Consider the following 24,162-nt stretch of genomic DNA (forward strand, 5'->3'; position numbering starts at 1 on the left):
AGGAGGCAAGGATGATGAAAGTCACCATCGTGTATGATAATACCGCAATCCGGAAGGACCTAAAGCCCGACTGGGGTTTTGCCGCTCTGGTCGAGGCGCACGGGCGACGAATTCTGTTCGACACGGGAGGAAGCGGTTCCATTCTTCTTGCCAATCTGAAGGCCTTGGCGGTCGACCCCAAGACGATCGGCGATGTGTTCATTTCCCACGCCCATTTCGATCACACCGGGGGATTGTCCGCTTTTCTGGATCAGAACTCCGAGGTGAAAGTGTGGGTTCCTCCGTCTTTCCGGGGCGTGAAGCACGCGCGCGAAGTCGTCACCGTGAAAACCTCGGGCGTTCTGTACGCAGGGATCCATTCCACGGGCGAATTGGACGGTGTGGAACAATCCCTTTGCGTGGAGACTTCGAAGGGCGTCGTCGTCGTCGTGGGATGTTCCCATCCGCCGATGGAGCGCATTCTCGGCGCGGCTTCCGCGTTTGGAACGGTATACGGAATCATCGGCGGGCTGCACGGCAACCGGCCGGAATCCCTGAAGGATGTACAAATGATCTGCGCCACCCATTGTACGCAGCACAAAACGGAAATCCGGTCCCTGTATCCGGATTCCTACCGGGAAGGGGGGGCGGGGCAAGTGATCCTCGTCGGCGAAGCCCCGGGCGGGAAGTAGGCGCCGGGCTTCGACTCCGCGCGGCGTGCGCCTGGGCTCCGGGCATTGTCATCCATGGTGATCAACATCATCGGCACCGAATCGCTGGGAGTCCGCGGACTGTCTTGCTCGGTGCAATTGAAGGATCGGAAGATATTTATCGATCCGGGAATTGCGCTGGGCTATTCCCGGGGCGGCTATCTGCCGCATCCCTTTCAGGTTGCGGTGGGGGGGGAAATTCGAGGTCGGATCGTGCGGGAATTGGAGAATTCCAGCGATGTGATCGTCAGCCATTTCGACGGCGATCATTGCCCGTTGGACGATCCCAATCCGTACCAGTTGGGAATCCGCGGCCTGGGGATGGATTTCTCGGGCGTCCGGATCTGGGCCAAAGGCTGGGAGGATTGTCCGCCCAAGCAGCAAGCCCGGCGCAAGGCCTTAACGGAAAAATTTTCCGCACATTGGCGCGACGCGGAAGGCGTGCGGGCAGGGCCTTTGACGTTCTCTTTGCCGGTGCCCCACGGGCGGAGGGAGGGGAACCGCCGCACCGTCATGATGAGCCGGATCGAAGAGGGGGGCACGGTTTTCGTGCATGCATCGGACATTCAACTCTTGGACGATCAAACCGTCGAGGCGGTGTTGGCATGGCGGCCGGATATCGTGCTGGCTTCGGGTCCGCCCGTTTACCTTGGCAGAGCCGCCGGAGAGCCCTCGCCTTGGGAGCATGCCCGTCGGAACGCAATCAAACTCTCGCGGATGGTGGATGCGCTGATTCTGGACCATCACCTCCTGCGGTCCACGGAAGGGCTTTCCTGGCTGGAGGAGGTCAAACGCGCCGCCGGCCATCCCGTTCTCTGCGCGGCGGAATTCATGAAGCGGCAACCGCTCTTTTTGGAGGGATGGCGCAAGCAACTGTATGAATGGCTGCCGGTGCCCGATGCATGGCATGCCGAGTATGCCAGCGGAAAGGCGGATGCCGGCTCGTACCGGATCCCCGGGTGGAAGGCGTTGATCGACAAGGGCAGGATCACCCCCTGCCGGTGGTATCCGGTCTGCCCGATCCGGGAGTACACCGAACGGGGGGAGTTGGAAAGGTATTGGGTAGAAGCGTACTGTTTGGTCGGGAATCGGAACTGCCTGCGGTACCGGATGGAAGAACAGGGCAAGCCCCATCCGGATAATCTCCTGCCGGACGGCGAAATCCGGGAAGGGTTGCTGCGGAGGTGAGGCGCGGATGATCGGAGACAACGTGCGGAAAATCCTGGCCGAGCTGCCGGAGGGCGTGGAACTCGTGGCGGCGGCGAAGGGGCGAACCCCGGAGGAAATCCTGGAGGCCATCGCCGCCGGTGTGCGGATCATCGGCGCGAACTACATCCGGGAAGCCCAAAGATCCCATCGGGTGGTGGGAAAGCGGGCTGGTTGGCATTTTATCGGCCTCCCCGGACAGCAAAAGCACGATTTGCTCCGGAGAAAAACATTGGAGTTGTTCGATATGATCGAAACGGTCGATTCCATCGACATCGCGGCCGGGATCGATCGCAAATGCGGCGAGATCAGCAAAGTTATGCCGGTGCTGATCGAGGTGAACAGCGGGCGGGAAGTTCAGAAATCCGGCGTGCTGCCGGAGGACGCCGAAGGGGTGATCCGGGAAATCGCCGGGTTGGCGCATGTGCGGATTCTGGGACTGATGACGATGGGGCCGCGGTTCGGCGATCCGGAAGACACCCGGCCGTATTTTGCAAACACCCGGAAGCTGTTCGAACGCATCCGCGGGCTGAAAATTGCGGATGTCGAGATGAAATACTTATCGATGGGCATGACGAATTCCTACCCCGTGGCGCTGCAGGAAGGGGCCAATATGGTGCGGATCGGCACGAAGATCTTCGGAGAGAAGGCGGCGCAAGCCTGACGGTGAGGCTCGAACCGGGCTTTCCTCCTGTTCCTCACTTTCCGCGCGGAAGACGCATTGTTTCCGGATAAAAACGGAAAAGCCGGGCTTTTTGGGAGGCCCCGGCCCGCTCGGTAGGAATAACGGCGGAACGGGGCCGGTCCGGAGAGCAAGGTTTCCGCCTGCGCGCGAAAAGGCGGCTGGTTTTTCCAAAAACGCCGCAATGATGAATTGATGCCTCGACGAGCATCCGGCCGAGCCGCTCGGCCTCGGGGCCCCGGCCGGGTTGGCCGGCATCGTTTGATCTGGCCGCCGCATCCACCGCGTGATGGCCGTCCGGGAAGCCGCTCGCGGTCCCGCCGATCGATCGGCTTGCCTGCATGGTTTTTGCGGACATCCAGCGGGCGGCCGCCAAGATCGTTTTTTCCAGACGTCCAGCAGAGTGTTGAAAAATGCGCCGTTGCCGGCGGGGAAATCCCGGCAATCGGAGATTCCCAGACAGGTCTGCAGGATTTCACGGATGTTCTTGTCGTCGTTGGCGACGAGCACAAGGGCGGGCCGGTTGAGGATGGTTTGGAGATGCCTGGAAGCGCCCGGATACGGATTGGACCGGAAAGCGGCATCCTGACAGCGGAGCCGGGAGACGCGGTTTTTCCTTTCGGATAAAATTGGGGAAACCGTGGAACTCCGGACGCCGCTGAGGTTAGGATGTCCGCCGCCGAGCGGTCTTTTTACCAAGGGAGCGCGCAATGGAAGCGATTATCGCCGCAATTGTCACCGGGCTTTTCGGTTTGGCCGGAATTTGGTACCGCCACTATCTGGAGCAACACAAGAGCGCCGCGGGGCAAGCCTCGTCCGAGGCGGCCGGCCCGGAACCGAGGGCGCCCAAGCCGACTCCGGCGAAGCGCGCAGAATCCGCCCGGACTCCGACGGCCGAAAGAACGAAGGAGTTTGTCTTCTACCGCGAAGGCAGTTGGTGGATCGGCATGGTCGTGATCATCCTGCTGTCCGTCGCCGGGGCGCTTTTCGCCGGATGGCTGGCGGCCTACCTGAGCGGTGTCCTGGCCGTCGACTTCCCCTTGCCGGACGGGGGTTGGACCGCGCTTGGGATCGCGGGCGCGGTTTGGGGAATCGTGTACTCCGTCATCGGCGGATTGGGAGCCGACGACTGGGTGGAGATGTTTTTCCCGCTGGTCGGACCCTATGAAAACATTTTTTCCCCGTCCGACGCGGGCGATTTTTTCCGCGGATTGCTTTCCGCGCCGCCGGTGAATATCCTGGTCGGGATTGCGGCCGCCATGATCGCAGGAATCGCGGCGGAAAATTTCCTCGGGGCGGATTTGGCGGGTGTGTTCTATCTCGCGTTCGGCCTGACGGTTTTTGTGGGGATCGTATGGTACGCCACGCAGGAGGCGTGGTAATCGTTGAAGGAATCCCCATCATCGGCAATTCCGTAAAGGCCGGGCCGTACATCCCCGTGCCGGAAATCCCATCCGGATGCCAAAAAAGGAAAAAGGCGAGAGGGAAACCGCAAGAATCCGGAAACCCGCCGATGGCGGGTGATTGCGCTCGAGGAGGTTTCTTGCGGCTGATGCCGCGGCCGCGGCGAGGCGACGCAGGGACTGTATGCGAAAGTTTTGTCCAATAATTATGGGGAAGCGGGCAAGGCTTTTCGCCCCCCTGATTTCAGCGACCATCTCCGGGCGCAACCCGGCGATTAACGCACGCCGGAACGACGGGCCCCTCCCCCGATCGGGGGAGGGGCCCGCCAGCCGAAACCGACCGGACCGCAAAACCGATCGGTCGCACTAGAGGGGGAATGCGCCGACTTAAGATGCGCGTGAGAAGGCCATGGTCACCGTCCCGCTCCCGGTGGGATGAGAATCGATCTCCAAACGTTCGGCCGTGCAACGGTATGGCGCCGGGCCGTCGACCGCAAGGTTCACCTAAGGTCCCGCTCCCGGAGCCGAGACCATGGCGCCGTCCTTGTAGGCCGTCCACTCGGAGACGCCGGATTTGACGGAGGCGGAGTCGAATTGGATGATCTCATCGTTGGCGGTGTAGGTACCGGTATTGCGGAAACTGGACGTAGCTTCCATATATTGTCCGGGGCCAAAGTCCATGCGCAGAACGAACTCGTCGGAATAATAGGTGTAGGCATTCCCGTCGAACGCCATCTGCAATCCGCCGGACACGGCGTGCAAGCCCGGAACAGGGACAATCGCCGCCAGCAATGAATCCAAGTCCGCGGTCGGCATCACCCAATTCCCAACCAGACAAGCGGCCCCGTCCGCTCCGGCTTGGGAGGCAGGAGTGCGGGTTGACGTTGCGGAGGCCTCAGGTTCCAAGATGCCGGTCGAACCGGCGGCCCCGGCTGCGTCTCCCAGGCTGAAAGCGGAAACCAGTGACGCGAAGCCGAAGAAAAAGGTAAAAAAGTGAGATCGACGCAATGATTCTATCTTGCCTCCTAATAATGGATAATATTAGTCATAATAGTCATAATATTGGAATTAAGCTGTAAGTCAAGTCGGAAAAATATTTCTCATGGAAGGATTAACTACTATAAGGCGCGAGTAATTCCGATAAGGGAGTCGGGATAATTCAAAAAGGGGGAAACCCAAAGAAATTTCCGATCGAGGTACGGCGGCTCTGAGTTTCGCTATGACCGTTCCTTTTTTTTTATGGTCAAGGACCAGGTAGAATACCCGGGCAAGGAGGGCGGAACGCAGGTTTATGGGAGGCTGTATCCATCGGGCTGGAAGATCCAAGCGCGGGGGATGCGTTCGCCGGGCCACCCGCAGACAACTCGGGGCAGGGAAGGGATGACAAGCGGCGCCGCCGTTTCGACCATGGCCGATTATTCAAAACGCATCGCAATCGTTCAACAATACATCGACGGCCATCTAACCGAGCCGCTCGATCTCGGGACCCTGGCCGGGGTGGCCGGGTTTTCGATGTACCACTTTTCGCGTTTGTTCTACGCGTACGCCGGAATGCCGGTCATCCGCTACGTGAAGGCGCGGCGCCTGGAGCAGGCGGCCGGGATGCTGGCTGGAACCGGGGAGAGCGTCACAGGCATCGCCCGCAAGTGCGGGTTCGCCTCGATCTCCTCGTTCAACGCGTTGTTCAAGCAGATGTTCGGCATGTCCCCGAAAGCATACCGGGAGGGGAAAAAACGCAAGAAGCCGGCAGAGTCGCGCAAGATCCGGGAAGACGCCGACGGGAAAACCGCCGATACTCCGAAGAATTCTTTTTTACGGAGGATCTGGGCGATGAACGTCGAAATCAAGAATCTACCCGAATACCGGATCGCGTATTTCCGACACACGGGGAGCTACCTGGACACGGGGCGGAACTGGCAACGGCTGTTGGCTTGGGTGGGAAAGCGCGGGCTGTCCGCCGCGCGTCCGCTGTTCATCGGGATTTCGCAAGACGATCCGGAGACGACCGAAGAAGACGAATGCCGGCACGACGCCTGCGTCACCTTGCCGGCCGGTTTTCCCGAAACGGATGAGGACGGGGTGCGGTACACTACGATTCCGGCCGGACGGTACGGCCAGTACCTCTTTTACGACACGATCGACAAGCTGGCGATCGCCTTCCGGGCTTTGTACGGCGAGTGGCTGCCGCAGAGCGGATACGAACTCGACGAGCGTCCGCCGCTGGAGATCAACCTCAACAATCCGGCCGAGGATCCGGAGCGGAAGAGCAAGTGCCTGGTGTGCATTCCGCTGAAGAACTAGGGCAATAAGCCGGAGCGATCCATACCGGAACCGCGGACCGCTCCGGCCAACCGCCGCTTCATTGGAAAATCCGGGGTGAAACCAAGCGAAACGGATGGCAAGCCCGGGACTGGGCTGGATGCCAGAGTGTTGAAAAATGCGTCGTGGCCGGCGGGAAGCGGGGAGGAAGAGAACGCCATCGGCCTTTTGTTTGTTATCATTCGCGGTGTGCTCCTTTGACGGCCCCGCGTATTCCCGGAAAGAAAATTCACGCGGGCGAGGCAGGGCGTCCTATGCCATCTCGCTGGACGGAAAACGATATTCAGGTCAGCGGCGCGCGACTGCACTACTACCGCACCGGACGAGGAACCAAACGCCCGTTGGTGCTGCTGCACGGCTTTTCCGACAATGGCCTGTGCTGGATTCGCGAGGCGCGCGGACTTGAGGCGGAATACGACGTAATCCTGCCGGATGCGCGGGCGCACGGCCGATCCGAGCGGATGCGTCCAGGCGATGCGGTGGATCTGGCTTCCGACGCGGCGGGGATCATCCGCGCGCTCGGGTTGAAACGCCCCGTCGTGGTCGGGCACTCCATGGGCGCGATGACCGCCTTCCAGGCCGGCGTGCGCTTTCCGGAGCTGGTCCGGGCCCTGGTGTTGGAGGATCCGCCCTGGAGGCTGCCGTCGCCGGTTCAGACTCCGATTCCGCACCCTCCCGAAAGCATGCCCATGGTGCAGTGGGCGGTAAACCTTCCCCATCAAAGCCTGGAGGAACTTCTGGCGCAAAACCGCCGCGATCATCCCGGCTGGCCTGAAGAGCTGGTGTGCGTGATGAGCGAAGCGAAAAAACAGCTCGATCCCGCGATCGTCTATCCATTGGTTGAGGAAGTGCAGACCCGGGAAACGGAATGGCTGAAGACCATCGGCCGCGTCGCCTGTCCGATGCTGGTCTTCACCGGCAACCCGGCCCTCGGTGGGTTGATGACCTCCGAGGCCGTTGCGAAAATCCGCGGGTTGAACCCCGCGGCGGAAATCGTCCACGTCCCCGATGCGGGCCACCTCATCCGATTTGATCGGTACGCCGTCTTCATGGAAGCCTTGCGCGGGTTCCTGAAACGGATCGATTACTGATCCAAGTCCTTTCCGAAGACCGGCACCTGTCAGGTCCCTGGGTCTGGCAGGTGCAAGATCCCTGACGTATGTCGGTTTACGTTCTGACCCCTGAATGCGGCGATCCCGCGATCCCTAAAAAAAGCAACCAAAACCGAAGGGGGTAATCATCTTGCCGATAACGCCTTGACGCATACCGATTAAAAAGTAACAAATAAGAAAGTTACAAATGTAACCAGAATTTATTCCCCAGGATGGAGGATGAAGATGAATGCAGGTCGCACGGCTGTCATCACGGGAGCTTCAAGCGGCATCGGAAAGGCTTTCGCGCACAAATCCGCCGCGATCGGGTATCCGCTGATGCTGATCGCGCGGAACGAGCGGAATTTGCGGTCCACTGCGGATGCCTTGGCTGAGGAATTCGGCGCGCAATGCACCACCCTGCCGGCCGATCTGTCGCTCGATGCGTATGCTGATGCCTTGGCGGAAAGGATTGCAGCCGAAAAATCCGTCTGCCTGCTTGTCAACAATGCGGGATTCGCGGTTCCGCAGAAGCTCGCCGAAGCTCGCCGAAGCCGACATGGAAAAACAACTGGATATGGTCCGGGTCCTTCCGGAAATTGGGCCGACAGGTGGTGGTCGTTCCGGGATTGTTGAATCAGGCCAGCATTAAGCTTGAAGGAGTATTCACAAGGATATTGTGCGAAAAGGCCAAATAGGAACCCCTGCCCGATCCCGCCGTTTGTCAAGGGGAGCCGGTCGGGATATCATGGCGGGGAAAGGCGAAGATGAAGACCCTTGACGATGCGGAAACCGGGATTTTTCATGCCATCAACAAAACCTCCATCGATTTGTTCGCCTATTTCGACGGACTGTTGGCGGAGAAAAAGTTCGATATCAATACGTACGAGTGGCTGTTGTTGACCCATATCCTCAAGCAGCCGGGGAAGAGCCAAAAATGGTACGGAGACAATATCCTTAGAGATAAAACCTTTGTCATGCGGTTGGTGGATTCATTGGAAAAGAAGCAATTGCTGGGAAGGAAGCCGGACGGAAAAGACCGGAGAAGGAATCTGCTGTACGGCACCAAGGCGGGGGAGCGGTTGATCCGAAGAACCCTTCCATACATCCGCGAGGACTATCGCTTCCTTTTCTCCGATATCGATGAAAAACGGTTGTCAATCACGATCTCCGTCCTCCAGAATTTAATGGCGAAAATCGCCAAAAAGAGCAAGGACGATGCCGTGCAGGGATAGGACTCAGCCCAATATCCCGGGCTTGATCCTGCCCGAAAGGTTTCCCGCCGTGAAATCCTGCGGGTCACTCGGATCCATCGGGTCTTCCGGCGAGCAGAGACTGCTTCGTACCGGGCGGGCTTCCGCTTGGTATCAGCAGCGGAGGATCGAAAGATGATGTGAATTACCGGCGCCCGGGCCGGTTCCGCCGCGGGGAGGCGGTGTGCGGGCGGGATGATCCGGAAAAAAGGAGACGCGATGAAAAAAATCTCCCCCCTCATCCTCGTGTTCGCGGTTCTGTTCCTGGTCTTCCTCCAGGCGGCCGGCACGCTGGTCGAATCCATCTACATCCTTAATCTTCTGCAGGCGGCGCTGAACGCCAAGGCCCTGGGCGTGCTGTTCTTCTTCGCGCCCCTGCTCGGGATTCCCTTTTACAGAAAATTTCCGCGCGGGCTGATCTGGACTTTGTTTACAATTCTCCTTCTTGCGCGCGGTGTTCTCCCCTACGTCGACACGTCGAACCGCGCGCCGGCCGCCGGCCTCGCCGCCTCCGCCGCCTTGAGCCTGATCTTTCTCCTGCTGATCAGGAACGGTGGGGAATCCCGCGGCCGGATCGGCTTATGGGCGTCGGCCGGGTTCGGGCTGGCGGTGAGCCTTTCCGTGTTGCTGCGGACCGTCGGGCTGGGAATCGAATACTCCCTCACCCCCTCCGGCGGCTGGGTCGGTTGGGCGCTGGGGCTCTTGCTGGGGGGCGCGTTGACGCTCCTCGATCTCACCCATGGGTCGTACGCCGAGGAAAAGGACCGGAGCGGCGTAACTGCCGGGGTGGTGGGGCTGATCCTCATCCTGACCCTGATCTGGTTTTCGTTTTCCGCCCCGGGGATATTCGCCCGCTGGACGGAGGGTGATTACACCCTGATCGTGACCGCGGTCGCGTTGCTCTCCGCCGGCTGGGTTCTGCTCATGCTCCTGCGTCCGCAATGGATCGACCGGATCCGCCCGCGGGAGCTTTGGATTTGGAACGTACTCTTCACGCTTTCCCTGGCCGGCACCGTCCTGGCCCACCGCGTCGCATTTCCGTCGACGCCGGATTCCGCGCCGGTGGTGGTTTCGACTCCGGGCGGGTGGTCCTACATTCCCCTGGCCCTGATGCTGCTGCTGTTCCCGGTCGTCCTTCTGGATTTGGTCTTCTTTGTCCGCGAGGTCGCAGAGAGCATCTCGTCTCCGGCGGATTTGGTTCCGGGAATTCTCCTGGGCGGTTTTTTTCTCATTCTGCTGGCGTTTATCCAAATCTTCACCAATGTGTGGGGCTACGTTCCGCCGGTCAGCCCGCCGTTCCGGAATTTATTCTGGCTTCCCTATCTCCTGGCGGCGGGAGGCATCACCCTACTGGTCGGGCTTTCCCGCCGCACCGACGCGCAAGCCGCTCCGGCGCCCGGGGGGGCATTTTCCCGAGCGTGGGGCGTGTTGCTCGGCGGCATAGTCGCGGCCACGACGGTTTCCGCGTTCCCCGCCCGGCCCGGCGGGGTTCCCGATGCGGATCGCTCCTCCCTGACGGTGATGACCATAAACGTCCAGCAGTTCAACGACATGTACGGGGAAAAATCCTACGAACGGCAGCTGGACCTCATCCGGAGCGTTTCCCCGGATATCCTGGCGATGCAAGAGACCGATTCGACGCGGATTTCGCTCAACAACAACGATTACGTCCGGCACTTCGCCGAGCGGCTGGGGTATCACTCGTACTACGGACCGACCACCGTCGCGGGTACGTTCGGAACGGCCATCCTTTCCAAATATCCGCTGCGGAACACCCGCACCGTCTTCACCTACAGCGACACGGATGAAATCGGCAGCGCCGAAGCGGAAATCGAGGTTGACGGCCGGCGTATTTTTATTTATGTCGTTCATCCCGACGGAACCGACGCCGCCATGCTGGCCTTCACCCGGGGGCTTCTCGACCGGATCCGGGATAGGCCGTACGTCATCGCGCTGGGGGATTACAACCTGAGGGATTACGAGGAAGCGTATCGGATGATCGACAGCGTGCTGGTTAACGCCTGGACCAGCGTCTATCCTTCCAAGCTCAGCCCGGAGGGAGTCGATCTGGCGGGCGAAAACCGCATCGATCATATCCTCTTTTCCCCCAATCTGGCCGCGCGCAATCCGGTCTACGTGCTCCCTCCGGATTCCGCCACCGATCACCCCGTCCACTGGACGGAAATTTACTGGCCGGAGGATTAGCGTTCCGGAGCCACCGGTCCTTATGGAGAGCCGTCATACCGGACCCGCGCGGCGGCAGCGCGGCGCTCACTAGGCGGTCGTATGGACTATTGCGGAAAACCCCGTTACCATAGGGTGAGGTGAGACGATGAACAGGGAACAGGGAACCCCGAAACGGAACAAGATCCTCTCGGATGCGGTCGAGAGGACAAAACCGAAGGCGGAGGAACTGCTGCGGCAGCCGGAAAAAGCGGAGCGGCTGCTTTCCCAAGCGGTCGAGAAGGCCGATAAACGCGAGGAACGGAAAGGCCCGTTGCTGGAAGTGTGGAAGTATTTGCGGGCATTGTTCCGTCTGATGCGATCCTATCTCAAGCGCGAATACACGTCCATTCCCTGGGGCTCGATGGCGCTGGTGGTGATCGCGGTGATTTATTTTGTCGCCTTGGTAGATGTGCTTCCGGATTTCGTCCCCGGGGTGGGATACATCGACGACGCCGCGGTGATCGCGTTCGTCGTCTCGCAAATCCGGGTGGACCTGGATGCTTTCCTGCGATGGGAATCCGCACGGGGCGGGAAGGCGGAATAGCGCCGGCAAGATCCTTCCGCCCACTCGCCGGGACAATCCGCCGCACCCGCAAAGCGGGTGCGGTTTGCGCTTTCCGCATCCCTGCCCTTTACGGTTTCGATCATTTTCCAGGATAATCTTTATCGCGGCTCAACCCGCCGCGGGGCGGCCGCCTTCGGATGCCCCTTTGCCGGCGGATGCCCGGATTGTTGTCGGAGCGGCACGCTTCCGGAGGGACCGGTTCCGCCTATCCCTTTCGGACGGGATGAAATCCTCCGGCGGCTCAATCTCGGGGGCTGCGAATTTCGCCGGTTGGGTTCTGTGAGGGCCGCAGGCGGCGAGGAGGCAGAACAGGTTTGCCGGGCCGGCGGCGACGCACTTGAGAGTGACGTTGATGGGCGACCTCCTATCGGAATGGGGGTTTCCAACGTACAATCCGGATCTGAAGATCCTCTCAAGCTGGGCTTAAGATTTTCCGGGAATGCGCGCGGCAGGGGAACCCTTGGGAACCCTTGCCGACCCTTAGGGTTGGCGGAACCCTTGGGAACCCTTGCCAACCCTTAGGGTTGGCGGAATGCCATGCGGAAAATCCTGCGGACCGAGGTTTCCACCAAAAACCTGATCGCTGTCGGAGCGGTTGCGGTGTTTCTTCCGCCGCTGGTCCAGCGCGGGTTTTCCCTCGCCGGGATCCCGCAGCTGAACTGTTCGTCCTGACCCACCCGATCCGGGAGGATTTCGCGGCCGTCTTCCCATTCGTCAACGCGCTGTTCCTGCTCCTCCTGGTTGGCGTCCTGGCCGACGGCGCAAGAGTCAGCCGGCTGTTTTCCCTGTGCGTGTCGGTCCTGTATCTCTTCGCGTCGGTTTTGCAAAGCGTGTCGGTTGATGATCGGTACGGCCTGGCCGTCTGCACCGCCTCGCTGGTCCCGACCTTGTGCCTGGCCTTTCTCTGGCTGCAGGATTTTTTTCTGCACGGGAACGCCTTCGCCCACCGTCCCGGCGCGCGCCGGCTGATCCTGCTCCTGCCGCCGGCGCTGTTGGCGCTGTGGCGGCCGCTCGATCCATCCACCGGGCTGCCGGATATCCATGTCCGCTATCTGTTTGAATCCGGATCCGCACTGACATTCTGCATGACGACCACCGCAACGCTGGCGGTTCTGTTGGCGCATTTCCCGTCGGTGAACCGGCCGCTCCTGAAAGCGTCCGCTCTGTTCGGCTTTCTGTTCGGAATGGGGAATCTGGTGCTGGAATTCGTCATTCTGCCGGAGCTCTTGTGGACCGGGGTGATGCACTTTCCGCTGCTGATCCTCTCGGCGGCGGGATTGTTCGTATCGTTCCGGGATCCGGCGAAAAAAGATACGGAAAAACGGAATACGATGAACGGATAATGGATCGATGCGTAAATTTATGTCATTCGGGATCCCGTCCACCACCAACCTCGGTATGCCAGCTGCCGCCGGCCGGGGAGAAAAGCGGGGTAGAATCCCACAAACTGAAAGGAGCGCATGATGGATTATTCCCTGGACGGTTATTGCGGTCTGTATTGCGGGGCGTGCCCAATCTTTCTGGAAACGAAAGCCGGAACGGCGAAGGAAGCATGCCGCGGGTGCAAGAGCGGACTGAATGCGGAGTGGTGCCGCGTATGCAACCTCAAGGCCTGCGCCCGGAGCAAGGGCGTCGAATTTTGCTCCGCCTGCGAGGAATATCCCTGTGAAAAGCTGAAGGGATTTGCGGACATGGAGGAATATCCGTACCACCGCGAAATTTTCGAATATATGAAGACCATCGACCGGGAGGGAAAAGCCGCCTGGCTGGAGGGGATGAAGGCGCGCTGGTCCTGCCCGGAGTGCGGGCAGGAAGCCTCCTGGTGGGACACGGCCTGCACGCGTTGCGGAACCGCATTGCGCGGGTATTCGAAACCGAAACCCTGACGATCGCCGACCAATCTAAAAAACGCAAAGCCCCAAAGGCGCCGGAGATTTTTCTTCCGTGCCTTTGAGGCTTTGCGTTTCGGGGGCAGTTCGCCGTGGGAACAACTTGGCTGGGGCTATTCAAGTAATCTTGTTTCTGCTCGGCGGATTCAATGTTAAAGGAAATCTTAGACTTCTCGATCCCCGCCCCTATCCCCTGGCCCCCCCAGCCCGCCCTCGAGCGGCCTGTCCCGAGCGTAACGAGGGAAAGCGAGAGACGGGTGTGGGGGTTGGAAGCGAGGAAAGACCAAAACCGGAAGCCGGGGAGATGCGTCTCCTTCCGATAACACGAGCGCTTCCGCCTCCCCGTGGTATCATGGGCGGCCATGATCGCGGCCCTCTTCGACATCGAAGGCACGCTGTTCACCAATCCGATGGGCAAGGGGATGACCGAGTACGCCTTTGCCCACGGGCGCGCGATTCCGGCCGCGGCTTACTTCGCCTCGCTCCTGCCTCTGTATCAGATTAGCAAATTGGGTTTTTACTCCCGGGAAGCGTTCAATACAATCGCGATCGCACGCATGGCCGGTCTGATCGGAGGATACAGCCGGCCGGAGGCCGACGCCGCCTTCGACTGGGTCGCGGATGAGTTCATCCTCCCCTCGGGCCGCAGGGAAATCCTCGGCCGCTGGGAACGCCACCGCGCGTCGGGGCATCTGCTGATGATCGCCTCGGGCGGACTGACGCCGATCGTCGCGCGGATCGGGGCAAGGCTCCAGGCGGCGGGGACGGCCGGGACGGACGCCGAGGTGCGCGCCGGCCGCTATACCGGACGGATCGGATCGCCGGTGGTGATCGGCCGCGAGAAGGCCGCCCGCACATTGCGCTTGGCTGCGGAGCTTGGGGTAGAGGTGGATTGGAAGGAGAGTTACGCTTACGCGGATTCGTTCCACGATCTGCCGTTTCTGGAGCTCGCCGGCCACCCGACGGCCGTCCATCCGGATTCGAAGCTGCGGCAAACCGCCGTGCAACGGGGATGGTCCGTGCTGGACGGGGAGTAGGAAACCGGAATGGGACGGGCGGACAGGCTGGACGACAAGCGCTTTCTGAAAAGACAATACCGCGACGCCTCGAACCTGAACGCGCGCGTATCCATCCACCGGACCTTCAGCACCAACCCCCACGGCTTTTTGCAGTGGATCTTCGAGCGGCTGGATCTTCCCCCCGATTGCCGGTTGCTTGAGCTGGGGTGCGGAAGCGGCGAGTTGTGGCGCGACAACCTCGGCCGGATCCCGGAGGGATGGAACCTCACGCTGACCGATGCTTCGGCCGGCATGGCGCAGCAGGCGCGGAGGAATCTCGCTTCCGGCGGCCGGCTGTTCCGCTTTGCACTCGCGGACGCGCAAGCGGTCCCATTTCCCGCGGCGGCTTTCGACGCGGTGATCGCCGACCACATGCTGTATCACGTTCGCGAACGCCCGCGGGCGCTGGCGGAAATTCGCAGGGTGATGCGCCCCGCCGGGCGGTTTTATGCTTCCACGGTCGGGAGCGGGCACATGCGCGAGTTGGCCGAACTGGTTTCCGGATTCGATCCGCAACTGGACGTGTGGAGGTCGGGCGGGTTGGAAGAGGGGTTCACGCTGGAAAACGGCGCGGAGCAGATCGCGGCTTTGTTCCGCGAGGTGACTCTCCAGCGCTACGAGGATTCCCTGGCCGTCACCGAGTTGGAGCCGCTCATCGCCTATATTCAATCCGGCCGGATGACGGTCGGCGAAGGCCGGCTGGGTGAATTGAAGGAATACCTAAAGCGGGAGATGACGCGAAGAGGCGGGGTGATCCGGATCTCGAAGGAGACGGGCCTATTCTCCGCGGTCCGGGAGTGAGAGGAATCGGTTCGGGCTGAACAACCGCTGGGCACGGCGGATCCGGAAGACGGTCCGTCTTTCGGCGCGGACAAAACGCGGATGCGCCGGGGCGGGAAGCCGTCCGGACGGATACGGGAGGGAACGCGTGGGCAACCGAAGGAAGCTGGTGTTGTTTTTGTTCCTGGTCGCAGCGGTGCTGGCCGTCGACCAGGCGGGCAAGGCGCTCGCGACGGAATATCTTTCCGACGGCGTCCGGCATTCCTACCTTGGGGATTTCCTCCGCCTGGAATACATCCACAACACCGGCGCCATCCTCGGGCTGGGCTCCCAGCTTCCAGCCGGGATCCGCCGCTGGTTCATGCCACTCTCCACGGTCGCGATCCTGGTCTGGGTCGGCATCATGCTCATTCGCGAGGAAGGATTCGGCTGGGCGGCCGCGGGCTTCAGCTTGGTGTGGGGCGGCGGCTTCGCCAACCTGATCGACCGGGCGGCGTACGGCGAGGTGGTCGATTTCTTCAGCCTGGGATTCGGCGCGGTGCGCACCGGGGTTTCGAACTTGGCCGACGTGGCGATCGTGGTCGGCATTCCGCTGATCATCATCGGTTGGCTGGGCATGAAGCCGGCGGTCCCGGAAGCCGGGGAAGGGAACGGAGCGGCCGCGGACGAGGCGCGCAAGGATCAAACGATGTGACGCGCCGCCGGCCGTAGAGGGCGATTGCGATTCGCGAAAGCGGCGAACCGGGGCGCTTGGCCGAGCCCTCCGGTTCGAACCATCCTCCGCATTTTATAAAGGCCGGACACGTCTTTACAGGGGGCGATCCGACGCAGCAATCTGCTTCGCTCCCTCCGGCCCCTTGCAATCATATTTTCCAAGGTGGTTTTCAATATTCGGGTGGGGGGCCGCGCTTTCCTCAAGGAAACCAGGCTCGCCGAGCTGTTCGGCGGCGGGATCAGCTCGGATTGCGAGGTGCCCGAAGGCCGGCCCTGCCAGAGGATCCTCCAGTGGAACCTCCGCGATCCGCTGCTGGCGCAGGGCTGGCCGGAATTCTTCTCCATAGATCTCGATGGCGTTTTCATTACGAACCTGCGCGAAGGGACGGTGGGCCGAAAAGAACCCGCGCGGTCCGCGCCTTAAGCTTTGGGGGTTGCATGCCGACAATGCTGGAGGCGGAATCCGAATCCGGCGGATGCGTCGCCGCTACCGTCGATTGGTTCGGGAGGCGTGCATCCGGTAAAATACAACACGAACCCCCGGGATCCGCAGATTTCGGCGGGAAAGGCCATACGTGCCCATGCGCTTTGCCTTCGTAGACGAGGTTATCCGGTTCAATATCCCGGTTGGATTCACCGGAGTGGCATCGATGCTGCGGCGCGGCGGCCACGAGGTGAAGTTGTTTGTCATCGGCGGGCGCCCGGAGCGGGCTCTCGAGGCGATCCGCGCCTGGGCTCCCGCCGCGGTGTGTTTCAGCATGCTGACCGGCGGCCATCAGCGCATTCTGGAATTTGCCCGGATCCTGAAGCAAGGCGCGGCGGTGACGACGGTCTTCGGCGGGCCGCACCCGACCTTCTTCCCCGAGATGATTAAGCTCCCCTGGGTGGACGCCGTCTGCCGGGGCGAGGGTGAAGAAGCCGCTCTGGAATTCGCGGATCGGCTCGAGGCGGAGGGGGGGCGAATTCCGGAGGACGTGCGCAACTTCTGGGTGAAGCGCGGCGAAGAAGTGATCCGCAATCCGGTGCGGCCCCGCAACCGGTCCCTCGACGACCTGCCCTTTCCGGCCCGCGATCTCTACACCCGGCTCTCCCCCTTCCTCTACCACCACGGGATCAAGCACTTTGTGGCCCACCGCGGATGCCCGAACCGCTGCACGTACTGTTTCAACGACGCCTACAACAAGATGTACCGCGAAGAAACCGGCCAATCCGGGATTTTCTTCTCCCGCTCGCCGGAAAGCATCATCGAGGAAATCCAGGACCTGCGCAAGAAAGTCCCGCTGCGGATGGTGGGCTTCGTGGACGACGTCTTCACCCTGGATAGGAAATGGGCCTTGGCGTTCGCGGAGGCGTATGCCCGGCGGGTCCGCCTGCCGTTCAGCATCAACGCGCGCTTCGAATCCTTGGAGGAGGATGTGACGGCGGCGTTGGCCGAGGCCGGCCTGCGGCTGGCGTATTGCGGGGTGGAATCCGGCGACGAATATTTCCGCAACCAGGTGATGCTGCGCCGGATGAGCGAGGAGCAGATGGCCGCCGCCGCGGATCGGCTCCGCCGCCACGGCGTGAAGCTGATCACGGAAAACATCGTCGGGCTGCCGGGCGAAACCTACGCGGCGGCACTGCGCACCCTCGCGGTCAATCAGCGGATCCAGCCCGACGTCGCCAACGCCTCGCTGTTCGCCCCGTATCCGAAGCTGCCGCTCACGGCGTATGCGGTCGAGCGCGGATTCTTCGACGGAAATTTTGACTCCCTGTATGAGAATTATTACCACCGGACGCCCCTGCGGTTCGCCGACGAGCGCGAGCGAAGGCGGATCCTGAACCTGCGTTGCTTCTTCAGCCTGTTGTCGCATCATCCGCGCCTGATGCGCGTCTTTGCGCCGCTGCTCGAGCTTCCCCCGAACGCGCTGTTCCGCCTGATCGGGGACCTGATCGACGGGTATTATCTGCGCAAGTGCCTGGCTTACCGGATGGGCTTCGGGGAATCGTGGCAAACCCTGCGGCATTTCCTGTCCGCCTATCGCTGAAGGGAGGGGGAGTTCCTCTCCGTCGCGGTGCGCCGCTTTTCGCGCCGCAGCCGGCGGTTGTTCATCCGGAATCCTTCGGAGGACTGCTCCGGCCGTCTTGATGCATGGCCGGTGAGCTGGATGCGGACGAACACCGGAACGGAACGTGTCGGTGCGTAGCGCCACCGTGCCGAAACCCGCCGGATCGTCTACGGGCGGCCGGTATCGTGACCTACGGGCGACCCCGCCCCGGCCGACGGCGAGTTGCCAAGCGTCTCCCCCACAGTGGATACTGGCGGAAGCTCGGTTCTCGGCAAGCGAATCGGAACCCGACGGGGTGCGCCATGAAGACGATTTGTGGAACCTTCTGGAGGATGCTGTACCTGCCGGCGGCGTGCGCGCCGGTCCTCGCCTGTTCCCTGATTTCCGGCGTTGTGCCGGCGACGCCAACAATTTCGTCCGATCCTTCCTCCATTCCTCCGACGGGAACGGTTTCGAGCGCCGTCGATCCGGGATGGCCTGAGTGCGACGATCTCAAGGCCGGCGATCTCGGCGGGAGGATTCTGCACGGATCCGGACCGCTCTTTTGGCCGGAGCATCACAACGCGTACCTGGCCGCCTTCCCCGACACCCTGCCGATCGTCGTCCGCGACGATATCAACCTTGGAGGAACACGGTTCACCCTCGACCAGATGATCGACCGCCTGGCGGACGATTTCAACCGTTACCCGCGCGAAATTCCGCTCCTGACCATCCTGTACACCAGTTCGGAGGGCAGGACCATCACCGGCCTGGAACGGGAAGTGGCCCGCGGCGACTACGACGACGCGCTTGTAAAATTGGCCGCGCTGGTGCGCGGATTCGACCGGCCGGTGTTCGTCCGTCCGGCGCCCGAATTCAACGGCTCCTGGAGCGGGTACCACATCCGGCATTTCGCCGAATCCTTCCGACGCATCGTCAGCTTGTTCCGCCGGGAGGGGGTGACCAACGCCGTCTTTATGTGGAACTATATGCCGCAAGCGCGGGAATTCCCGTATTTGGATTGGTACCCCGGGGACGACGTGGTCGATTGGTGGAGCGTCGACATCTTCTCGCTCCATTTCCTCGACCCCGCGGCCAACGCCGAGCTGCTGCGCTTCCTGGCGGACGCCGCCGCCCGCGGCAAGCCGGTCTTCATCCCCGAATCGGGGCCGTCGACCCAGGGAGTCGCCGACGCTGCCGTCTGGGATTCCTGGTTCGCGCCTTTCTTCGCGCTGATCAACGCGGATCCCAACATCAAGGGGTTTTGCTATTCCAACGAGGATTTCCGCCAGACGACGACCGCCCCGGATTGGCAGAACGTCATGCTCCAGGATTCGCCCATCCGCCCTTTTTACGCGGAGGAACTGCGCAAGCCGCAGTATTGGCACCAATCCCCGCAACCGTGAAGCCCCGCAAGGGCGGAGTGATCGTCATGCAGGCCGCAGTCACATCCGCTGCGCGAGGGCCTGCCTCCCGAGCGATGAGCACAGTAATCTTCCGATGCAAAGAATTCGCGAGCGGGCGCGGGCGCCGGGGTGACGAACGAAAACCGGAAACACAAGAAATGGGCTCGAAGAACCCTTCCACAATCCGGACGGCGTCACCATGGGGAAGGCGATATGGCTTGGGCAGTTGATCGAAGAGAGTACTTCGCAACCGGGAGCCCGGGGATTGACGCCGGGATTAATCGCGTCCGACCCTGAACGCCGGTGAAGCACACGCCGGCACGACGAATTGGGGGGCGTGGTCAGCCGACGGCCTCACGGATCAGCTTGCCCTTCAACTCGACGACGGCCTTGGTGACCTTGATCTCGCGCGGGCAGGCGACCGTACATTGGAAGATCGTCCGGCAGCGCCAGATGCCATCCGCGCCCTGAGGCGCCGCCGTGTGTTCCGCGGCTCCGCGGTCGCGCGAATCGAACAGGAAGCGATACGCCGCAAAGAAGAAGTAATAAAAACCCTCAATTGGAATTCCCGTCATTAATCCATTTACCGGACATTAACCAAACGATAAATCCCCATTAACCGGCATTTTACCCGCTTCCGATAAATTTTAACCGTCAAAACCCACGATGGAATCCCGTTCGGCGCGGGTCGTGGAATCCATTTAGCAGGATGTTGAAAAAAGGTGTCGCAGGTGGTTGAGCAGCCCCGATGAAGCATCGGGGCGTATCGAAACCGCCGGAAATATCGCGGTCTCGATACGCCCGCACAAAACGCGGGCTACGCGACCGGTTTTTTCAACACTATGTTAGGAAAATTTCTCGGAGGGAAAAATCAAACGGTTAATTAAAGCGTTCCATGCCTCTTCGGCCGGGCGGCTGGCAAGCAAGGCCGGATTCGCCTACCGCAATACGGGAATTTTTATGAAAGTCCTTGTCCCGGTCGTCGGATGCATGCTGCTGTCCATGCTGACGACGGGGTTGGTTTATAACTTCGGGATAATTTCCATCTCCCGGACCTTGCTGGAAGGCGAGGTCCAGTCGGACAATCAAAAGGTCGTCGCCAGTCTGCGCGAAAAGCTGGGGTTCGGTGATACGGCGGCGCGCATGTTGGCGAACGATCCGATCATGACATCAGCCCTGGCGATGGATACGGCGGATTCGCTTCCCGTCGTGAACAGCCGCGCGGTGGTAATCCGCGACCGATTCGAACTCGATCTGATACAGATCTACACGGCAAACGGGAATCCGCGGACCAATTTGGTCCAAGCCAGCCTTTACAAGATTTCCTCCGTTATCGGTCTATTGCCGATGGCGGGATCCGGTATTTTCGAAGTGGATGGCCGCCTGTTGTATTTGGTCCGCGAGGATATCCAGGGCGGCGGGGCGGTCGTGGTTGGCATTGATCTCGCATCGGAATTGGAGAGGATCGCCTTCACGCTTGGTCTGCGGGACACCCTTTTCTTGAAGGCGGACTCCACGCCGGATAATTCCTCCCGGTTCTCCAGCGGCGAATTCATTTTTCGAACGCCGGTGACAATCGGCGCGCGGACTTTTATCCTGCAACAGGCCCGGCAGATATCCCAATTCGCCCGGATCGCGAATACGGGTCGCGACTTGATCCTTGCCGGAACCGCGGCCACCGCCATCCTGCTCAGCCTGCTCTTGGCGTTCGTGCTGCGTTCCATCATCCGGCCGGTGCGCCGTTTGGCGGAGGCGGCCCGGTTGTTGGCGCAGGCGGATTTTTCCAAAGCGCAATCCGGTTTGCCTTTGCTCGGCGAAGTCGACCATCTGATCCCCATCGGCGTCCATGATGAGATCGGCCAGCTGGCCGATGCGTTCACCCATATGTCGGCGGAATTACAAGGAATTTACGGCGGATTGGTCCGCGATTTACAGGAGGCCAACCGGCAATTGAGCCTCGTCAACCGCGACCTTAAGGAATCCAACCGTTGCTTGGCCGTTACCTTCGAGGATCTGCAGGAAGCGAACCGGCAACTTAATGCCGCCTACGATTCCGCTCTCCGGGGCTGGTCGAGCGCTTTGGAATTGCGCGACCACGACACCCAAAAGCACACCGAGCGCGTCGCCGCGGACGTGGTTGTGTTGGCGCGAATGATGAAGGTTCCGGACTCGGACCTAATCGAATATCGCCGGGGAGCCTTGCTGCATGACGTCGGAAAAATGGCGATCCCGGACAGCATCCTGCACAAACCGGGCCCGCTGTCGGATGACGAATGGAAAACGATGCGCCTACACCCGATCTACGCGTTTGTCATGTTGCGGGAGATCCCCTTTCTCCACAAGGCGTTGGATATTCCCTACGCCCATCATGAACGCTGGGACGGCTCGGGATATCCGCGGGGTCTCATCCGAACACAAATTCCCCTCGCCGCGAGAATCTTCGGCATTGTGGATACCTGGGACGCGCTAAACAGCAACCGGAGTTACCGTGCGGCGTGGCCCCGGGCGCGGGCGCTGGAGTACATCCGTTCGCAGGCTGGAAGACAATTCGATCCGGAAATCGTGAGACTGTTTTTGCAATGGGTGGAAACGCCCCGGACGAAAATTTTGGAACGGTTCGAGGCCGTACCGGCCTGAACCCCGGAGGAAACCATGAACAAAACGCTGTTGTTGCCCTTGCTGATGTTTTCCGTTGCAAGCTGTCGGCCGGCGACGGTCTCCCCCGCGCCGACCGAGGACCCGCTCGCCGGACGGCTGACGTTTGCCGGCTCCACGACGGTGCAGCCGTTGGTTTCGCAGTTGGCGGACGACTTCCGAGCTATGCATCCTCATGTCACCATGGAAATCGCCGCCGGCGGATCGGCGGTGGGGATTCAGGCGGTGCACGACGGGACCGCCGACATCGGAATGGCCTCGCGGAATCTAAGCCCGGAGGAGGCTTCCGGAATCATCCTGCAAAAAATCGCAATCGACGTTCTGGCCATCATCGTCCACCCGGATAATCCGGTTTCCGGGTTGACGCTGGAGCAATTGCGGGATTGCTACCTGGGGCGGATCACCAATTGGAGGGAATTGGGGGGAGCGGACATGCCGATTTTGCCCGTCCAACGGGAGACAAGTTCGGGGTCGCGGGGTGCCTTCGATGAATTGGTGCTTGAAAAGCAGGAGGCTTCCGCTCCCAACCTGGTGACGGCTGTGACGGCCGGGGATATGGCGGCCCGGGTTGCCGGGGAGCCGGGTGCCGTTGGTTATGTCGGCTTCGGGAATTTGGATCCTGCGGTCAAGGCGCTTGCGATTGGGGGAGTTGTTCCGAATCCGGCCAGTGCAAAAGATGGATCCTATCCGCTGATCCGCCCGCTGTTCCTATTAACCGGACCTCTGTCCCAGCCGTTGGCACAGGCGTTTATTGATTTTGTCCTTGGGGCCGAAGGACAAAATCGAATTCAAGAATTGGGCTGGATCCCGGTCCGTTAAAAGGAGGCATCCATGGATATCGGATTGGAATCGGCACGTGTCTTGGCGGGTGATTTTTTTCCGGGCGCCCTGGCGTTCTGGGTCAAAGCGGAGGAAAATTCGCCAGAGATGCGTTTGAGAGCCGGCGACCGGATCGTTTGCATCCGGACCAAAGCCCGGCCCGGCGACTTGGTCCTGGTTGACGGGAACGGGAAGGCCGGTTTTCGTCCGTTCGGCGACTCGGCGCGGGATTACCGCGGGGTGGTGTTTGCGGTAGTCCGCGATCTGGAGCCGGGGTCCCTCGCATCGCAATTGGCCGGGGGGGTAAATCCATCCGAAGAGAGTGATCCGCAACCGGGAATCCGGGCAACGGCGCCGAGATTAACCGCGTCCGACCCTGACTGCCGGTGAAGCACACGCCGGCATGACGAATTGGGGGGCGCGGTCAGCGGACGGCCTCACGGACCAGCTTGCCTTTCACCTCGGCGATGGCCTTGGTGACCTTGATTTCGCGCGGGCAGGCGACCGTGCATTGGAAGATCGTCCGGCAGCGCCAGATCCCATCCACGCCCTGGAGCGCCGCCGTGTGTTCCGCGGCGCCGCGGTCGCGCGAATCGAACAGGAAGCGGTGCGCCGCCACGAAGGCCGCCGGGCCGATGTATTCCCCGTCGGCCCAGAAGACCGGGCAGGCGGTGGTGCAAGCCCCGCACAGGATGCACTTGGTCGTGTCGTCGATCCGCATCCGCTCGGCCGGGCTTTGCCGCCGTTCGCGCCCGTCGGCGGGAAGCGGTTCGTCGTTGATCAGATAGGGCTTCACCTTGCGGTAGGCGGCGAAGAACGGCTCCATATCCACCACTAGGTCCTTCTCCACCTGCAGCCCGAGAAGAGGTTCCACGGTGATGTTGCGCCCCTGATCGCGAACCAGGGTTTTGCAGGCCAAACGGTTGGCGCCGTTGACCCGCATCGCGCACGAACCGCAAATCCCGTGGGCGCATGAGCGGCGGAAGGTGAGCGTGCCGTCCATCTCATCCTTGACGCGAATCAGCAGGTCCAGCACGCGGTCGGAGGGTTCGGCCTCCAGGCGGAAGACGGACCACCAAGAGGAGGGAGTCCGTTCCGGATCGAAGCGTTGGATTTTCAGGGTGACAAGCATTGGCCATCCTTTTGTAGGTGCGTCATTCCCGCGCCTGCCCCGCGGGAGCGTGGCGCTTCGGTTTACGAAGCGCCACGCTTGCGAAGCGGGGTGATCGCAGCGGGTATCCAGTTCATCCGTTCGTCATGCCCGCGGGTACTTAGCGGGCATCCAGCGGCTTTCCCTCAGACCGTATTCAAAGACCCTGGGCCCCCGATAAACCCGCTCGGGGGTGACGATCACACCGGAATTCACGCCAGAGTGATTCC

23 protein-coding genes are annotated in these 24,162 nt (G+C 61.2%); 20 read left to right on the top strand and 3 right to left on the bottom strand.

Going from position 1 to position 24,162, the window contains the following annotated elements:
- The first annotated feature begins 11 nt into the window (after nt 1-11).
- The 4 genes from JW929_11355 (at nt 12) to JW929_11370 (ending at nt 3,959) form a co-directional block, all read left to right on the top strand.
- On the top strand, nt 12-671 hold the full coding sequence (locus JW929_11355) for an MBL fold metallo-hydrolase (GenBank protein MBN1439995.1): 660 nt from the start codon (nt 12-14) through the stop codon (nt 669-671).
- A gap of 54 nt (nt 672-725) precedes the next feature.
- Nucleotides 726-1,877 carry a hypothetical protein gene (locus JW929_11360; protein ID MBN1439996.1) on the top strand — a complete coding sequence of 384 codons (1,152 nt, stop codon included), beginning with the start codon at nt 726-728 and terminating at the stop codon, nt 1,875-1,877.
- A 7-nt stretch (nt 1,878-1,884) separates the two neighbouring features.
- The gene (locus JW929_11365) at nt 1,885-2,559 is read left to right on the top strand and encodes a YggS family pyridoxal phosphate-dependent enzyme (protein MBN1439997.1); all 675 of its coding nucleotides are present in this window, start codon (nt 1,885-1,887) and stop codon (nt 2,557-2,559) included.
- Between the two features lie 728 nt (nt 2,560-3,287).
- A complete protein-coding gene (locus JW929_11370) occupies nt 3,288-3,959 on the top strand; it encodes a hypothetical protein (GenBank protein MBN1439998.1) in 672 nt (223 codons plus the stop codon).
- A gap of 525 nt (nt 3,960-4,484) precedes the next feature.
- Here JW929_11370 and JW929_11375 read toward each other — a convergent pair.
- Entirely contained in the window at nt 4,485-4,796 is a 312-nt protein-coding gene (locus tag JW929_11375) for a hypothetical protein (GenBank protein ID MBN1439999.1), read from the bottom strand.
- Nucleotides 4,797-5,360: 564 nt separating this feature from the next.
- Here JW929_11375 and JW929_11380 point away from each other — a divergent pair.
- The 13 genes from JW929_11380 to JW929_11440 all read left to right on the top strand — a co-directional run bounded on the left by JW929_11380 (nt 5,361) and on the right by JW929_11440 (nt 19,308).
- On the top strand, nt 5,361-6,281 hold the full coding sequence (locus JW929_11380) for an AraC family transcriptional regulator (protein ID MBN1440000.1): 921 nt from the start codon (nt 5,361-5,363) through the stop codon (nt 6,279-6,281).
- Nucleotides 6,282-6,553: 272 nt separating this feature from the next.
- On the top strand, nt 6,554-7,390 hold the full coding sequence (locus JW929_11385) for an alpha/beta hydrolase (protein ID MBN1440001.1): 837 nt from the start codon (nt 6,554-6,556) through the stop codon (nt 7,388-7,390).
- A gap of 246 nt (nt 7,391-7,636) precedes the next feature.
- Entirely contained in the window at nt 7,637-8,026 is a 390-nt protein-coding gene (locus JW929_11390) for an SDR family NAD(P)-dependent oxidoreductase (GenBank protein MBN1440002.1), read from the top strand.
- Nucleotides 8,027-8,157: 131 nt separating this feature from the next.
- A complete protein-coding gene (locus tag JW929_11395) occupies nt 8,158-8,625 on the top strand; it encodes a winged helix-turn-helix transcriptional regulator (GenBank protein MBN1440003.1) in 468 nt (155 codons plus the stop codon).
- Between the two features lie 237 nt (nt 8,626-8,862).
- Nucleotides 8,863-10,848, top strand: a complete 1,986-nt coding sequence (locus tag JW929_11400; GenBank protein ID MBN1440004.1) for an endonuclease/exonuclease/phosphatase family protein — start codon at nt 8,863-8,865, stop codon at nt 10,846-10,848.
- Between the two features lie 127 nt (nt 10,849-10,975).
- Nucleotides 10,976-11,413 carry a DUF1232 domain-containing protein gene (locus JW929_11405; GenBank protein ID MBN1440005.1) on the top strand — a complete coding sequence of 146 codons (438 nt, stop codon included), beginning with the start codon at nt 10,976-10,978 and terminating at the stop codon, nt 11,411-11,413.
- An 851-nt stretch (nt 11,414-12,264) separates the two neighbouring features.
- Nucleotides 12,265-12,777, top strand: a complete 513-nt coding sequence (locus JW929_11410) for a hypothetical protein (GenBank protein ID MBN1440006.1) — start codon at nt 12,265-12,267, stop codon at nt 12,775-12,777.
- Between the two features lie 120 nt (nt 12,778-12,897).
- Nucleotides 12,898-13,320 (top strand): DUF3795 domain-containing protein, encoded by a 423-nt coding sequence (locus JW929_11415; protein MBN1440007.1) that lies wholly within the window; start codon nt 12,898-12,900, stop codon nt 13,318-13,320.
- A 365-nt stretch (nt 13,321-13,685) separates the two neighbouring features.
- The gene (locus tag JW929_11420) at nt 13,686-14,360 is read left to right on the top strand and encodes an HAD-IB family phosphatase (protein MBN1440008.1); all 675 of its coding nucleotides are present in this window, start codon (nt 13,686-13,688) and stop codon (nt 14,358-14,360) included.
- 9 nt (nt 14,361-14,369) lie between these two features.
- Nucleotides 14,370-15,182 carry a methyltransferase domain-containing protein gene (locus JW929_11425; GenBank protein ID MBN1440009.1) on the top strand — a complete coding sequence of 271 codons (813 nt, stop codon included), beginning with the start codon at nt 14,370-14,372 and terminating at the stop codon, nt 15,180-15,182.
- 127 nt (nt 15,183-15,309) lie between these two features.
- On the top strand, nt 15,310-15,855 hold the full coding sequence (gene lspA / locus JW929_11430) for a signal peptidase II (protein MBN1440010.1): 546 nt from the start codon (nt 15,310-15,312) through the stop codon (nt 15,853-15,855).
- 595 nt (nt 15,856-16,450) lie between these two features.
- Complete coding sequence (locus JW929_11435; GenBank protein MBN1440011.1) at nt 16,451-17,902, top strand: radical SAM protein; 1,452 nt, start codon at nt 16,451-16,453, stop codon at nt 17,900-17,902.
- 323 nt (nt 17,903-18,225) lie between these two features.
- Complete coding sequence (locus JW929_11440) at nt 18,226-19,308, top strand: hypothetical protein (protein MBN1440012.1); 1,083 nt, start codon at nt 18,226-18,228, stop codon at nt 19,306-19,308.
- 341 nt (nt 19,309-19,649) lie between these two features.
- Here the strand turns inward: JW929_11440 and JW929_11445 are convergent, their stop codons facing one another.
- The gene (locus tag JW929_11445) at nt 19,650-19,883 is read right to left on the bottom strand and encodes a hypothetical protein (protein ID MBN1440013.1); all 234 of its coding nucleotides are present in this window, start codon (nt 19,881-19,883) and stop codon (nt 19,650-19,652) included.
- Nucleotides 19,884-20,268: 385 nt separating this feature from the next.
- Between JW929_11445 and JW929_11450 the strand changes: the two genes are divergently transcribed.
- Genes JW929_11450 through JW929_11460 form a run of 3 tightly spaced genes read left to right on the top strand, consistent with a single transcriptional unit; the run spans nt 20,269 to nt 23,172 of the window.
- Entirely contained in the window at nt 20,269-21,945 is a 1,677-nt protein-coding gene (locus tag JW929_11450) for an HD domain-containing protein (protein ID MBN1440014.1), read from the top strand.
- A 15-nt stretch (nt 21,946-21,960) separates the two neighbouring features.
- Nucleotides 21,961-22,782: a phosphate ABC transporter substrate-binding protein gene (locus JW929_11455; protein MBN1440015.1), complete on the top strand. Its 822-nt coding sequence runs from the start codon at nt 21,961-21,963 to the stop codon at nt 22,780-22,782.
- A 12-nt stretch (nt 22,783-22,794) separates the two neighbouring features.
- A complete protein-coding gene (locus JW929_11460) occupies nt 22,795-23,172 on the top strand; it encodes a hypothetical protein (GenBank protein MBN1440016.1) in 378 nt (125 codons plus the stop codon).
- A gap of 34 nt (nt 23,173-23,206) precedes the next feature.
- On the opposite strand, the gene JW929_11465 is transcribed toward JW929_11460, so the two are convergent.
- Nucleotides 23,207-23,914 (bottom strand): succinate dehydrogenase iron-sulfur subunit, encoded by a 708-nt coding sequence (locus JW929_11465; GenBank protein MBN1440017.1) that lies wholly within the window; start codon nt 23,912-23,914, stop codon nt 23,207-23,209.
- Nucleotides 23,915-24,162: the final 248 nt, after the last annotated feature.

This window comes from Anaerolineales bacterium (assembly GCA_016928575.1).
Lineage (GTDB): Bacteria > Chloroflexota > Anaerolineae > Anaerolineales > RBG-16-64-43 > JAFGKK01.

Bases quoted from the DNA above. Each gene is read 5' to 3' on its own strand.
- JW929_11355 (MBN1439995.1), top strand. From the start codon at position 12: ATGATGAAAGTCACCATCGTGTATGATAATACCGCAATCCGGAAGGAC.
- JW929_11360 (MBN1439996.1), top strand. From the start codon at position 726: ATGGTGATCAACATCATCGGCACCGAATCGCTGGGAGTCCGCGGACTG.
- JW929_11365 (MBN1439997.1), top strand. From the start codon at position 1,885: ATGATCGGAGACAACGTGCGGAAAATCCTGGCCGAGCTGCCGGAGGGC.
- JW929_11370 (MBN1439998.1), top strand. From the start codon at position 3,288: ATGGAAGCGATTATCGCCGCAATTGTCACCGGGCTTTTCGGTTTGGCC.
- JW929_11375 (MBN1439999.1), bottom strand. From the start codon at position 4,796: ATGCCGACCGCGGACTTGGATTCATTGCTGGCGGCGATTGTCCCTGTT.
- JW929_11380 (MBN1440000.1), top strand. From the start codon at position 5,361: ATGACAAGCGGCGCCGCCGTTTCGACCATGGCCGATTATTCAAAACGC.
- JW929_11385 (MBN1440001.1), top strand. From the start codon at position 6,554: ATGCCATCTCGCTGGACGGAAAACGATATTCAGGTCAGCGGCGCGCGA.
- JW929_11390 (MBN1440002.1), top strand. From the start codon at position 7,637: ATGAATGCAGGTCGCACGGCTGTCATCACGGGAGCTTCAAGCGGCATC.
- JW929_11395 (MBN1440003.1), top strand. From the start codon at position 8,158: ATGAAGACCCTTGACGATGCGGAAACCGGGATTTTTCATGCCATCAAC.
- JW929_11400 (MBN1440004.1), top strand. From the start codon at position 8,863: ATGAAAAAAATCTCCCCCCTCATCCTCGTGTTCGCGGTTCTGTTCCTG.
- JW929_11405 (MBN1440005.1), top strand. From the start codon at position 10,976: ATGAACAGGGAACAGGGAACCCCGAAACGGAACAAGATCCTCTCGGAT.
- JW929_11415 (MBN1440007.1), top strand. From the start codon at position 12,898: ATGGATTATTCCCTGGACGGTTATTGCGGTCTGTATTGCGGGGCGTGC.
- JW929_11420 (MBN1440008.1), top strand. From the start codon at position 13,686: ATGATCGCGGCCCTCTTCGACATCGAAGGCACGCTGTTCACCAATCCG.
- JW929_11425 (MBN1440009.1), top strand. From the start codon at position 14,370: ATGGGACGGGCGGACAGGCTGGACGACAAGCGCTTTCTGAAAAGACAA.
- JW929_11440 (MBN1440012.1), top strand. From the start codon at position 18,226: ATGAAGACGATTTGTGGAACCTTCTGGAGGATGCTGTACCTGCCGGCG.
- JW929_11445 (MBN1440013.1), bottom strand. From the start codon at position 19,883: ATGACGGGAATTCCAATTGAGGGTTTTTATTACTTCTTCTTTGCGGCG.
- JW929_11450 (MBN1440014.1), top strand. From the start codon at position 20,269: ATGAAAGTCCTTGTCCCGGTCGTCGGATGCATGCTGCTGTCCATGCTG.
- JW929_11455 (MBN1440015.1), top strand. From the start codon at position 21,961: ATGAACAAAACGCTGTTGTTGCCCTTGCTGATGTTTTCCGTTGCAAGC.
- JW929_11460 (MBN1440016.1), top strand. From the start codon at position 22,795: ATGGATATCGGATTGGAATCGGCACGTGTCTTGGCGGGTGATTTTTTT.
- JW929_11465 (MBN1440017.1), bottom strand. From the start codon at position 23,914: ATGCTTGTCACCCTGAAAATCCAACGCTTCGATCCGGAACGGACTCCC.